8 protein-coding genes and 3 pseudogenes are annotated in these 12,717 nt (G+C 62.6%); 4 read left to right on the plus strand and 7 right to left on the minus strand.

Annotated features, from left to right (window positions below; genetic code table 11):
* The first annotated feature begins 198 nt into the window (after positions 1-198).
* Positions 199-807, plus strand: coding sequence for an ArsR/SmtB family transcription factor (locus tag BQ8794_RS06865; protein WP_077374645.1), 609 nt, complete (start codon positions 199-201; stop codon positions 805-807).
* On the plus strand, positions 798-1,598 hold the full coding sequence (locus BQ8794_RS06870; RefSeq protein ID WP_077374647.1) for an SRPBCC family protein: 801 nt from the start codon (positions 798-800) through the stop codon (positions 1,596-1,598). Before BQ8794_RS06865 ends, BQ8794_RS06870 begins: the two co-directional genes overlap by 10 nt.
* A 119-nt stretch (positions 1,599-1,717) precedes the next feature.
* Here BQ8794_RS06870 and BQ8794_RS06875 read toward each other — a convergent pair.
* The 7 genes and pseudogenes from BQ8794_RS06875 to secDF all read right to left on the minus strand — a co-directional run bounded on the left by BQ8794_RS06875 (position 1,718) and on the right by secDF (position 8,964).
* Positions 1,718-2,430, minus strand: a pseudogene (locus BQ8794_RS06875) (nickel/cobalt transporter).
* Between the two features lie 9 nt (positions 2,431-2,439).
* Positions 2,440-2,869, minus strand: a pseudogene (locus BQ8794_RS06880) (YqaA family protein).
* A gap of 220 nt (positions 2,870-3,089) precedes the next feature.
* On the minus strand, positions 3,090-3,296 hold the full coding sequence (locus tag BQ8794_RS06885) for a hypothetical protein (RefSeq protein WP_077374649.1): 207 nt from the start codon (positions 3,294-3,296) through the stop codon (positions 3,090-3,092).
* Positions 3,297-3,726: 430 nt separating this feature from the next.
* Complete coding sequence (locus tag BQ8794_RS06895) at positions 3,727-4,941, minus strand: MFS transporter (protein ID WP_077374651.1); 1,215 nt, start codon at positions 4,939-4,941, stop codon at positions 3,727-3,729.
* Positions 4,942-5,068: 127 nt separating this feature from the next.
* Positions 5,069-6,040 (minus strand): annotated as a pseudogene (locus BQ8794_RS06900) (LysR family transcriptional regulator).
* Between the two features lie 33 nt (positions 6,041-6,073).
* Positions 6,074-6,247 (minus strand): hypothetical protein, encoded by a 174-nt coding sequence (locus BQ8794_RS35535; RefSeq protein ID WP_167378658.1) that lies wholly within the window; start codon positions 6,245-6,247, stop codon positions 6,074-6,076.
* A 161-nt stretch (positions 6,248-6,408) separates the two neighbouring features.
* Positions 6,409-8,964 (minus strand): protein translocase subunit SecDF, encoded by a 2,556-nt coding sequence (gene secDF, locus BQ8794_RS06910; RefSeq protein ID WP_077374653.1) that lies wholly within the window; start codon positions 8,962-8,964, stop codon positions 6,409-6,411.
* A 1,012-nt stretch (positions 8,965-9,976) separates the two neighbouring features.
* Here secDF and BQ8794_RS06920 point away from each other — a divergent pair.
* Both BQ8794_RS06920 and BQ8794_RS06925 read left to right on the plus strand, forming a co-directional pair.
* Positions 9,977-10,939 (plus strand): sugar-binding protein, encoded by a 963-nt coding sequence (locus BQ8794_RS06920; RefSeq protein WP_077374658.1) that lies wholly within the window; start codon positions 9,977-9,979, stop codon positions 10,937-10,939.
* Positions 10,940-11,164: 225 nt separating this feature from the next.
* Positions 11,165-12,709: a sugar ABC transporter ATP-binding protein gene (locus tag BQ8794_RS06925; protein ID WP_077375181.1), complete on the plus strand. Its 1,545-nt coding sequence runs from the start codon at positions 11,165-11,167 to the stop codon at positions 12,707-12,709.
* Positions 12,710-12,717 lie beyond the last annotated feature (8 nt).

The raw sequence follows: 12,717 nt of genomic DNA on the forward strand, positions 1-12,717 counted from the left end.
GAACGGCACCGTCATTGCAATTGCCCCGCTGCGGGCGGTCCACGGGCGGGGCGCGTCGTCTTCTGTAGCGGGCGATAGCTAGGTCGCTTGCTGCAGCCGCGTGCCATCTGGAAAGTTCGGACGACGCGGTCCTTTCGCTCTTGACAATTACACTCGTCAACGGCATTTGACAGGAAAACTTGTCAATGTGGGGGCTGCATGCTCGATATCGAAGTCATAGATCGGCCGAGCGCGGCCGCCGCCGCGTTGGAGCCCGTTCGGAGCCAACTCCTCTCAGAGCTGCGGGAGCCGGCCTCGGCCGCTACCCTCGCCACACGCCTCGGCCTCAAGCGGCAGAAGATCAATTACCACCTGCATGCTCTGGAGGAGCACGGGCTTGTCCAAGTTGCAGACACGCGCAAATGGGGTGGCCTGACGGAGCGGCTCATGGTGGCGAGCGCCACAAGCTATGTCGTCTCGACGAGCGCGCTGGGTCCGGTCGGCGCCGATCCGACCCGCACCTCGGACCGCCTGTCGGCAAGCTACCTCATCGCGCTCGGCGCTCGGTTGGTGCGGGAGATCGGAGCTCTCCAGCGCGCCGCCACGGATGCCGGCAAGCGCCTGGCAACCTTGGCGATCGACACCGAAATCCGCTTCCGCTCCGCCGCCGACCGCGCCTCGTTCTCGCGTGAATTGACTGAGGCCATCACCACGCTGGCGGCACGCTATCACAACGAAACCGCGCCGCAGGGACGGTCCCACCGCCTTGTCGTGACGGCGCACCCCTCACCAGCCAATCCGCAAGGAAAGGACGTTCAATGCCAGTAAGAAAAGATGCTGCCGGCAATCGCTCCGTCGAGGCGCAAGTGGATGTCCCCGGTACACCGCAGGGCGTCTGGAACGCGATCGCAACGGGACCTGGAATATCTCAATGGTTCGTGCAGAGCGAACTCGAAGGCCGCATCGGAGGAACCGCCGTTTCGCATTTCGCTGCCGATGGAAGCATGGATTCCGTCGCCACCATCACAGCTTGGGAGCCGCCCAGGCGGTTTGTCGCAGAAGCACCCGGCGAGCCGGGAACGGTAGCGACGGAATGGATTGTGGAGGCAAAATCCGGTGGGCTTTGCAGCGTTCGCGTGGTCCATCGCTGGTTCGCGACTTCCGATGATTGGGACGATCAGTTCGAGGCCCACAGCTACGGATGGATCTCCTTCTTTCGCCTGCTCCGCCTCTACCTCACGCATTTTCCCGGGCAGCACGGCTCGGCTTTTCAGCTTTTGGTCCCGTCTTCTGAGCCTTTGGCCGATGCATGGCGAAAACTGGTTAAACCCTTGGGCCTGGTGAATGCGACTGAACAACAGCGCGTCACCCCTCCGGACACGCAGGCATTCGAGGGCGTCGTCGAACGAGCAGGGCCGCAAGACCATCCCGAACTGGTGGTCCGGCTGGACCAGCCCGCGCCGGGCTTCGCGCACCTCTTCGCCTTGCCGATCGGCGGGATGACTTACCTGTCCGCGCGGTTTTTCCTGTTTGGCGACGATGCAGCGAGCATCGCAAAACGGGAGGAGCCAAAATGGCGAACCTGGCTTCAAAAGCACTTTCCAACTCCCGCGGAGTAGGCGCCGACCCGTGACACTACCGTCTGGTCTAGGCGCAATATAGGAGCGCACGTTCGCAATCTTCATTGCGAGGCGTTTGCCTCGGGCAGGGTCTGCGTTCCAGTCAAGCATTCCTTCGTTCAGCGAATGATCTCCCGGATCGCGATGGCAACCAGAACGAGACCGGCAACCGCTTCGATGGACCGCGTTACGGCCGTGATCAGGCGCGGCCGGCTTTCGAAAAGCCCAACCAGCTGCCGGCGGAAGAAAACGGTGGCCAACGCGACGGCACACAGGGTAAGCGCGACGCCCGCCATCATTGTCACCGCAAAGGCGATGCCCGCTTCGGGGACGCCTCGGACGATCGCGAACGTCATCACGAAGAGCGTCAGGGGACAAGGAATAAGGCCAGCCATGAAACCGAACGCCGCCCCTTCCTCGGCATCATGTTTGTGGCCTGCATGGCTGAAGGCGCGCCACAGCATCCACAGTCCGATGAGGCCCATCAGGCCGCGGCTGAGGGTCTCGAGCGCAGGGGCACGGCCGACGCTTCCGAGCGCGACGGAGACGAGAGGAAGCGACAGCATGGCGATCAGAACCGCCATGGTGACGTGGGTGAACGAAAGCGCCAGCGATACCAGCAGGCTGCGGCCCATGCCCGCCGACGATCCCGTAAGATAGGTGGCCAATACCGCCTTGCTGTGCCCCGGGGTCATGGCATGGACGGCCCCGAACACGATGCCCATCGGCAAGAATGCGGCCAAGGCGGTCCAGCGCCGCCCTCGGCGAACGCCTTTATGTGTCCGGCGAAAGCGAGATAGATATCCCTCTGAACGTCGATGACCCATTGCATCCCGGCAGCCTAAATCCAGCTCAAGGTGATTGCTGCGACCACCAGGTAGCGAGCGACCTTTGCGACCGCGACAATGACGACAAAGCTCCATAACGGTTCGCGCAGGATGCCCGCCACCACCGTCAACGGATCGCCAACAACAGGCATCCAGCTCAGCAACAGCGACCATCTCCCATACCGGTGGTACCATTTCGTGGCGCGATCGAGCATTTCAGGAATGGCGGGAAACCAATTTCGGGTCCGGAACCGTTCGACGCCGCGCCCAATCAGCCAGTTGGCTGCGGAACCAAGAACGTTTCCGACGCTGGCCACCAGGACCAGCAGCGCCTCTGGAAAGGATTCCATCAGCAAAAAGCCCGGCGAGTGCGGCCTCGGATTGCATCGGCAGGATCGTTGTGGCCACCGCGAACAGTCCGGCATAGACCGCGAGTTCACCCATGAGTTGCTCAAGGTTGACGGGGCCAGTCGGGATGGAGCTCGTCGATCACATATGTATGTGAATGCCGACGTCCGGATCGGCTTGAGCCTTGATCCCAATGCGGATCGTCTTCGGGCAGGTCGTGATGATGGTGGTCCATGACCTCCGGGTCTGACGCGGGCCACACCATGGCAGCGGCGACGACCGCAGCGCCCGCTATGCAAGCCATTGTCAGGAACCGTCAGTCGTCAGCGATGGAGCTGGCCACGATTGATCCTTCCGCCGTCGGGGAAGCCGGGAATTTCAGATTGACGAATTGCTCACGCCCGCCGGCGATCAGAATATAGAACCTGGATATCTGCACCGCATCACGTTCTTCATCGATCTTCTCGGCGTCGGTCCGAGTGAAGAAACTCTTCAGGAACAGCTCATGATCGACGTCGGTCATAGCTACTGTGCAAGTCTGCACCGCGGTCCCGTCCAACCTGGCTCTTGTCACGCCCACGACGGATCCTCTCGGCATGGTGTCGTCTGCCGAGTGGTCCAGGCCTTGGCCGCCTCAACATTGTTAACGGGAGCCAAGGTCGCAAGGGAGTCTCCCGACACGGGCGTCCATCCGCGCCCCCTCGCGGCCTCCACCGTTCGGTCGAAATCAGGGCCGTGCGCCAGGCAGATGCTGTGGAACGCTTCCAGCGCGCGCTCGACATCGACACCTGCGTACACGGGGGATGCCGGACAAAGGGCTATAAATAACGTCAGCAGGAAGCGGGGCGACATTTCATACTTCTAGCCAGCCGAAAGTGATCGACAACCTTTCCAACGTTCATTCTGCGCAATTGATCCATCCTGGTAAAACGCTCCGAAGCGACAAGGCTGCATCAACGTTCCTCCGGGGGCTTGAGATGCCGGAACTGCATCAGCAGCAGCAGATCGTAGGTGATCTTCAGGGTACCGCAAATGAGGAGGGGCCAAGCCCTGAACGAGGCCGCGAACAGCGCGCCGGCCAGCGCGGGACTGACTGCGGCGGCGAGACTGCGCGGCACCGATGTAAAGCTCGCGGCCGCCGCCCGTTCCGCCTCCGTGACGACGGCCATCACGTAAGATGATCGCGTCGGCACGTCCATCTGCGAAAGTGCTGCGCGGATCAGCAGCAGGATGAGTGCCAGAGGCAGCGTGGGCGCCAACGCCGCCAGCATCAGGGCGATGCTCGACGGAATGTGGGTGAACACCATCGTGTTGATCAATCCAATGTGCCGGGACAGCCAAGCGGAAACCGGGAAGGAGAACGCCGAAAGCACGCCGGACCAGAAGAAGAAAAATCCCGCTTCCGAAAGCGACAGATCGAATTTCTCGAAAAGCCAGAGGGCAAGCAGCGACTGGACGACAAAGCCTCCGGCAAAAGCATCGAGGCTGAAAAGCGCCGCGAGCTTGAACACAATCTTGCGCGAGGGGCCAAGTGCGGACCCGGTGCTGGACTCCGTCCCTGGACGGCGCTGCGGGATCTGCGCGTAAAGGAGGCCGCCGAGAAGGCCCAGAAACGCATAGAGCACGAACATCGCCTTGATGCCGGTGAGTTGGTCGAGGCCGGCTCCGGCCAGAAGATCAGGTGTTGCCGAAGCGAGCGCGCCAACCGCGGCTGCGAGCGCACCTACAAGGCTGTAATGCGCGAACATCTTGGTCCGCGCGGCATCGGTGACTTCGCGGGTCAGCACGGCATGTTCCAAGGGCACGAAGACGCTGACGCTGCCGGCCGACGGGTTAATAGTGCCTGCGAACGCGACCACCAAAAGCAGCGCGTAGTCGTGCACCATAGCAAAGGCCACCCCCGTGGCGACCATCAAGCTGGCGGCGGCAAACAGGAGTTGGCGGTGATCGTAGCGGACGCCGAGGACTCCGACACCGATGGTTAAAAGTGCAGAGCCAAGAAGTGATACCGTTGCGATAATCCCGACCTGCAGGGGCGCAAAGCCTAATGCAAGCAGATAGACCGGCAGCAGAACGGCAACGAAGCCATCGCCCATGTCGCGCAAGGCACGGGCCATGAAAAGAAAGGTCGTCGAATGGATCCGCAACACTGATCTGCCTGCCCTCATCACCTGCGTGAGCTCCGGCGTGTTCTGTTCAGGCGGCCGTTTCGACCGGCAGGTCGGCGACCGCTTCGACGCGCCATTGATCTTACCCTACAGCACACCGCCATGGCAGCCGACGAAGCTTTCCGAGCTATGTTTGCCGACTTCGTGCGGGCAAGCCGCTGGGGTGCTTCTGCGCAGTCTGCTCCACTCCTGCAAGCAGATCGAAGAGCCATGCCACGCCCGCATCCATCATCGCGACCTTGGGAGCGATGGCGTTGAGCCGGAAGCCGGGCAACGGCAACGGGGCATCGAGGCTCAGCACGCCAAAACGCGCCGCATGCATGGCAACGAACCGCCGTGGCAGGGCCGAGATGAGGTCGGTCTCGGCGATGATGGCAAGCGCGAACATGAAGTTCGGAACCGTCAACGCAACCCGTCGCGCCCGGCCTTGCTTGGCCAGTTGTTCATCCACGAAGCCATAAGGGTCGCCACTGTCCGAGACGACCAGATGCTGCAGGTCGCAGTATCGCTCCAGGCTCGGATCACGCGCGAACGGATGTCCAAGACGCATGGCAATGACAAAGTCTTCTTCGTAGATGCAGCGCTTTTCGAAGCGAGGTGGGATGTCATCGGACGGAATGATCGCGATATCGATGGCGTGCGCCTCGAGATCGACTATCGCGCTCCGCCAGACGCGGGCTGGCGAGGGCAAGAGCTGACGCACGCCGACGTCGATGCGTGGCGCAGTCCGGCTGAGCTCGGCGAGGAGGGGGCGCAGGATCACGGCTGAGACACCGTCGGTGCGCCGATTGCGAACCGGCGCATGGCCGTGGCGGGATCGAAGGGCGCGGCAGTCGCCATCACGCTGCGCACGCGCGCCAGAACCTCGGCGATCGGCGCGGCCAGTTCCGTTGCACGCGCCGTCGGCACCACGCCCTTGGGCGTTCTTGGGAACAGCGGATCGTTGAGGAGCCGGCGCAGCCGGCCGAGCCCGTGACTGACGGCCGATGGCGTCAGATTAAGCCGGTCCGCCGCCCGGCCCACGTGGCCCTCTCCGAGTACGGCCTCGAAGAGGACGAGGATTGAGATCGGTGCGCGAAAGATCAATTTCGTTCAGCATATTCCTGAAGTCATATCATCGGCTTCATCAACATCAACATGCAATTTTACCGGCTGAGCGGTGCATCGCTCGGACGAACGCGAATGGCGGCTCGCGCACCGTCACGCGGACCCGCTCGTCCGGGGTATCAGCCTGGAACAGGCAGCCGCGCTGGCCCGCCGCTGTCTCCCAAGCTTCAGCGTCGCCGCCGTCCTTGCCGGTCGCCAAGATGATTGCCGCCGACTGATGATCGGCTGCACGGCAACGAGGTGATGCGAGAGACGGTCTGGTTGGCGCATGACCCCTGAAAATCGAAATCGATTTTCGGAAAGGATCATGCGCCAGATCAAAGTTCAGCTACCCAAAAGATGGCAGCGTCCATCGTTGCGTCATAACGCCTGTTGCGCCGGCGGCTCTTTCGCCACTGCGGCTTCCTCCTGGCTGAGGGCGCCCGGCCGGAGCTTGAACAGGATCAGCAGCGGCCCGGCGACGAAGATGGAGGAATAGGTCCCGGCGAGAATGCCGAAGATCATTGCGATCGTGAAGGACTGGATCACCTCACCGCCCCAGATCGAAAGCGCCGCCAGCGCAAACAGCGTGGTCACGCCGGTCAGGACCGTTCGCGCCAGTGTCTGGTTCATCGACAGGTCGAGCAACTCGGCAATCGGCATCCTTTTATAGCGGCGCAGATTCTCGCGGACCCGGTCATAGACGACAACCGTATCGTTGATGGAATAGCCGACAATAGTCAGGATCGCGGCAATCGAAGTCAAATTGAACTCTATGCCGGCGACGACGTAGAAGCCGACCATCAGAATCACGTCGTGGAAAGTCGAAATGATGGCGCCGAGCCCGAACTGCCACTCGAACCTGATCCAGATGTAGACGAGCATCGCCAGCAGCGAGGCGAGCACGCCCATTGTACCGTTGAACGCGAGTTCGGAGGACACTGTCGGACCGACGACCTCGATGCGGCGGAACTCGTAGTCGGTTTCGAGCGCGCTTCTTACCTTCTCGACGGCGGACTGTTCGGCAACGTCGCCGCCCCCCTGCGTGCCGATGCGGATCAGCACATCCCGGGTCGAGCCGAACTCCTGCACCTGCACCTCACCCAGTTCGAGACCCGTCAGCCGCTCACGGATGTTGCCGATGTCGGCCTGCTGGCCCTTCGCCTGCACTTCGATGCTCGAACCACCGCGGAAGTCGATGCCGTAGTTCATGCCGACAGTGAAGAACAGCACCGCCGCAGCGATCGACAACAGCACGGACAGGGTGAAGGCGTATTTTCGGAATGCCATGAACGGCACGCGCGTGTCGTCGGGCACCAGCCGCATGACACCGGCTGGCATGGTTTTCGGCCGCTGCCGGCGAAGCCAGAACGCGACCAGCCAACGCGTCAGCGTGAACGCTGTGAACACGGTGGTGACGATGCCGATGGCGAGGGTGACGGCAAACCCCTTGATCGGCCCCGAGCCGAGGAAGAACAGGATGACGGCGGCAATCAGCGTCGTCACATTGGCGTCGACGACGGTCGCCAGCGCCTGTTTGAACCCGGAATCCATCGACTGCACGATCGAGCGCCCTTGGCGGTTCTCTTCGCGGACGCGCTCGAAGATGATGACGTTGGAATCGACCGCCATGCCCATCGTCAGCACGATGCCGGCGATGCCAGGCAGCGTCAGCGTCGCCCCGAGCACGGACAGGATGGCGATGATCAGTGCGACGTTGGCCAACAGCGCGATATTCGCGATCAGCCCCAACCGCCCATAGGCGAACAGCATGAAGCCGACGACGAGGACCCCGGCGATGATTGCCGCGAACTGGCCCGCCTCGATCGAATCGCTGCCGAGGCTCGGACCGACGGTGCGCTCCTCGACGATGGTGAGGTCGGCCGGCAGTGCGCCGGCGCGCAGCAGGACCGCAAGGTCGTTCGCGCTTTCCACCGTGAAACTGCCGGATATCTGCCCGGTGCCGCCCAGGATCGGTTCGCGGATCTGAGGCGCGGAGATCACCTCGTTGTCGAGGATGATCGCGAACAGGCGCCCGACATTGGCCTGAGTAGCCTGACCGAAGCGGGTGGCGCCGCGGCTGTCGAAGCGAAACGAGACCACCGGCTCGTTGGTGCGCTGGTCGAAGGTTGCCTGCGCATCGACGAGGTTTTCGCCGGAGACAATGATCCGGTTCTCGATCAGATGCGGAACCCGCGGCTCGTCCGTCGAATACATCACCGTCGAGCCGGCCGGCGGGCGACCGGAGATCGCCTCCTCGACCGGGATCGACTGGTCGACCATCTGGAAGGTCAGCTTAGCCGTCTGTCCGAGGATATCCTTCAGCCGCTGCGGATCCTGCAGGCCCGGCACCTGGACCATGATGCGATCCGATCCCTGGCGCTGGATGATCGGCTCGGTCGTGCCGAGTTCGTTGACGCGCCGGCTCACCACCTCGATCGATTGTGTCAGCGCCGCGGCGATCCGGTAGTCGATCCCGGCTTCGGTCAGCGTGAAGCGCAGCAGGCCCGGTTCCGGCTCGGTCATCTCCATCTCGGTCACCGAGCCGCTCATGAAAAGCCCCGTCGAGATCGGCTGCGCCAATCTTTCGAGCGCGCTCTTCGCCGCTTCGATCTGGCCTTGGTCGCGAATGCGGACCTGGATGGAATTGGCGGTGCCGGCAAGCCCGGTATAGCCGATCTGGGCATCGCGCAGCGATGTGCGGACCTCGTCGCGTGCCGATTCGAGACGTTCGTTGGCAAGGTCCTGCCGATCGATCTGGAGCAGGATGTGCGAGCCGCCCTGCAGGTCGAGGCCCAGCGTCAGCTGCTGCTTTGGCAGCCAATTCGGCAGCGATGCCAGCGTGGAGGCGGGAACCAGATTGGGAGCTGCGTAGAGGATGCCGGCCAAGACCGTCAGCCAGATGAGAATGGTCTTCCAGCGCGAAAAATGCAGCATGTTCTTGTCCGTTCAGCCCATATCGGGCGCAAACCGCCTCCGACAAGAGCTTTGGCGTTCCGACCGGCGAGCAACTCGACGAACGGAACGCGATGTGAATGTTTTGCGAGTCTAGAGCCGCGGAAGCGCGGCAAGGTTCACGCCGTGAGAAGCGGAGGCGCGCGCGCATCAAAGGCGCGGATCGGCGACAGTTCCGGCCGGTCTTCAGACCATATGCCAAACGGCGCGGCTGACGCGGTTTCGAGCGGCAGCCGCAAATCCGGAATAATGCAAAACGGTTTGCCATCTCTCGCAATGACAGGTGTCTTGAAACGGGAACTCTCAGCACCGACGTGGCGCGCAATGCTGCGGGCAAGGACAGTCGGGTGCGTAACTGGCTCGGTCGCGCCGATTTGGCCTTTGGCAAGGTCATGCGCGACCTGATCGGCTGTTGCCGCAGGAATGGTCCAGATCAGAAAGAGCAACGAAGCGAGCAGCCGCAGACCAGCACCCAGGCTGAGCACGACGCCGGGCCCGGCCCGTCCTCGGCCGCTTCGTCTCATCCCATCACTATGGCTTTCATACACTGCGACCAATACGCTTTCGCCTTCGTTGCCTCAGTAAGCGGCGAGCCGCGTTCTTGGTCTAACTATAGCACTTGCGTTGCGAATTGAAGCGCAGCTTTCTCGGGGACTAGAAGGGTTGGCTGCAGAACCCGTTCTCAGATATCCGAACTGGATATTCCTATACTCGTATACCAGTATCCGCGAGGCTGCCTCCACAAGGAGTCTCATCTGCATAGCTTTGGCCACCTTCGTCCGGGACGTTTGCGCTGCGGGGCAACACTCCACAATCACGAAATATCAGACAAATCGGACTATTTACGAGCAGCCAATGAGTCTCTAGAGTTCAGACTGCGGCTGGGATGGCGCCGTTCTTTCGCTGCCAGCACCCTTGAGGAGGAGGGCGTCCAAGCCGCATTCGACAAAAGTTCAGATCAGCGAAAATGACTGGATCTAATGGGAGGTTGAACATGAAATCTGCGATACGAAATGCGTCCGTCGCCGCAGCGGCCCTGGCTCTCGGTCTGTCCTTCACGGCGATCGCCGGTGCCCAGGACAAACCGACGCTGGCCTTCGTCGTCAACGGCGCTTCCGATTTCTGGAAGGCGGCCGAAGCCGGAGTCAAGAAGGCCCAGGCCGAATTGCCCAACTACAATCTCGAGCTCAAATATCCGGAACAGTCGTCGGTCGCCATCCAGCAGCGGCTGATGGATGATCTGGTGACGGCCGGCGTCAAGGCGATCATGGTTTCGGCCGTCGATCCCAAGACCTCGACCGACGGGCTCAACAAGATCGCCTCGGAGACGGCGCTGTTCACCACCGACAGTGACGCGCCTCAGACCAAGCGGGTCGCCTATATCGGCTCGTCCAACATCGATGCCGGCAAGCAGGCGGCCGAGATCGCCAAGAAGGCGATGCCCGACGGCGGCAAATGCCTCGGCTTCGTCGGCCTGCTCGGCGCTGACAATGCCAAGGAGCGCATCGAAGGTATGAAGGAAGGGCTCGCCGGCACCAAGATCGAGCTGATCGACGTGCGCGGCGACGACATCGACCAGGCCCGCGCCAAGAAGAACGTCGAGGACGCGCTGGTCGCCAGCCCCGACGTCACCTGCATGGTCGGCTTCTATTCCTACAACACCCCGCGAATCTATGAAGCGCTGCGCGACGCCGGCAAGCTCGGCCAGATCACGGTCGTCGGCTTCGACGACGATCCGATCACGCTCGGCGGCGTCAAGGAAGGCACCGTTGCCGCCACCGTCGTGCAGCAGCCCTTCGAGTGGGCCTACCAGGGCATGAAGCTGATGGCTGCCTATCTCGAGGGCGACAAGTCGGGCATTCCGGAGAACGGCCTGATCATCATCCCGACCAAGATCATCGGCAAGGACGACGTCGACGCCTATGCCGCCAGTCTGAAGGCGATGTCCGGAAACTGAGCGTCGTCGGCGCTGCCCCTCATCCGCCTGCCGGCATCTTCTCCGCGTGAAGAACGGGGAGAAGGGTTGCAACGCTGGCCAATCCCTCTCCCCGTTCTTTACGGGGAGAGGGTAGGGCTGAGAGGCAGTGCGACGCCGGCGTGACTGGCTCCGCTTGTTATTGACGAGCCTGATCAGGCTCGTCAATCTGCGGGGAGGCCGGCCCGCCAACTGCTGTCAGGCATGATGAACTATTCCGACGCATCCATCGGCGCATCCACGATTGCCCCGTTCCTCAGTCTCGAGGGCGTGCGCAAGACCTATCCCGGCGTGGTCGCGCTGGACGGGTTTTCGCTGGAGGTCAGGCCTGGCGAGGTTATCGGCCTCGTCGGCGAAAACGGTGCCGGCAAGTCGACGCTGATGAAGATCCTCGGCGGCGTGACCACACCCGACACCGGCACGATCACCGTCGACGGCGTCGCCCATGACGGGCTGACCGTCGAGGCCAGCATCGGTTCCGGCATCGCCTTCGTCCACCAGGAACTCAACCTGTTCGAAAACCTCGACGTTGCTGCCAACATCTTTTTCGGCCGCGAGCCGTTGCGCGCCGGTCCGCTCAGGCTTGTCGACCGCACCAGGCTGCGCACGCTGGCGGCGCCACTGCTCAAACGTGTGGGCGCCAATTTCTCGGCCAACACCCCGGTATCGGCGCTGTCGCTTGCCCAGCAGCAGATGGTCGAAATCGCCAAGGCGCTATCGATCGAGGCGCGGCTGGTCATCCTCGACGAGCCGACGTCGAGCCTGCCCCTTGCCGAAACCGACAAGCTGCTCGATGTCATCAAGGCGCTAAAGGCCGGCGGCATCAGCGTCATCTTCATCTCGCATCGCCTTCACGAGGTCGAGCGGGTTGCCGATCGCGTCGTCGTGCTGAGGGACGGCATGCTTGCCGGCACGCTGCCGAAGAACGCCATCAACCACGACCAGATGGTCAAGCTGATGATCGGCCGCATGCTGAAGGAGCGGGAGAAGGCCGCAGAATCGGGCCGCCCGCCCGGCGCCGTCGCGCTGTCGGCCAAGGCCGTTCGCACCAGCGCCTATCCCGACCGGCCGGTCGATCTCGGCGTCAGGCGCGGCGAAATCCTTGGCCTGGCGGGCCTTGTCGGCTCCGGCCGCACGGAACTGGCGCGCGTGCTTTTCGGCATCGAGAAGAGCCTTGGCGGCTCGCTCCAGCTTGATGGAAAAGATCTGGTTCTTGGTTCGGCGGCCGACGCTGTGGCCAACGGGATATTCCTCGTCCCCGAGGATCGCAAGCTGACCGGCATCCTGCTCGACCTGTCGATTGCCCAGAATATTTCGCTCCCCAATCTGCCGGCCCATGCCCGGCGATCCCTGGTCTCTGCCCGCGCCGAAGCCGTCACCGCCGAGAAGCAGAAACGCAATCTCGGCATCAAGGCGCCCTCGGTGGCGACGCGCACCGGCACGCTGTCCGGCGGCAACCAGCAAAAGGTGGTGCTGGCCAAGTGGCTGGCCATGAGCCCCAAGGTGATGATCCTCGATGAGCCAACCCGCGGCATCGACATCGGCGCCAAGGCGGAGATCTACGGGCTGATGCGGGCGCTGGCCGATGCCGGCGTCGCGGTGCTGATGATATCGAGCGACATGGAGGAGGTGATCGGCGTCTCCGACCGCATCGCCGTCATGCATGAGGGCCAGATCTCAGGCATTCTCGACAAGGAACAGTTCAGCCAGGAAAACGTGCTGCTGCTGGCCGTCGGCAAGCAGCCGAAATAATTCGCGGG

It is taken from the genome of Mesorhizobium prunaredense (assembly GCF_900156895.1).
In the GTDB taxonomy this organism is placed as follows: domain Bacteria; phylum Pseudomonadota; class Alphaproteobacteria; order Rhizobiales; family Rhizobiaceae; genus Mesorhizobium; species Mesorhizobium prunaredense.

Excerpts from the sequence above, each read along its gene's own strand:
- BQ8794_RS06870 (WP_077374647.1), top strand. The coding sequence starts at position 798 with ATGCCAGTAAGAAAAGATGCTGCCGGCAATCGCTCCGTCGAGGCGCAA.
- secDF (WP_077374653.1), bottom strand. The coding sequence starts at position 8,964 with ATGCTGCATTTTTCGCGCTGGAAGACCATTCTCATCTGGCTGACGGTC.
- BQ8794_RS06865 (WP_077374645.1), top strand. The coding sequence starts at position 199 with ATGCTCGATATCGAAGTCATAGATCGGCCGAGCGCGGCCGCCGCCGCG.
- BQ8794_RS06895 (WP_077374651.1), bottom strand. The coding sequence starts at position 4,941 with ATGAGGGCAGGCAGATCAGTGTTGCGGATCCATTCGACGACCTTTCTT.
- BQ8794_RS06925 (WP_077375181.1), top strand. The coding sequence starts at position 11,165 with ATGAACTATTCCGACGCATCCATCGGCGCATCCACGATTGCCCCGTTC.
- BQ8794_RS06920 (WP_077374658.1), top strand. The coding sequence starts at position 9,977 with ATGAAATCTGCGATACGAAATGCGTCCGTCGCCGCAGCGGCCCTGGCT.
- BQ8794_RS06885 (WP_077374649.1), bottom strand. The coding sequence starts at position 3,296 with ATGACCGACGTCGATCATGAGCTGTTCCTGAAGAGTTTCTTCACTCGG.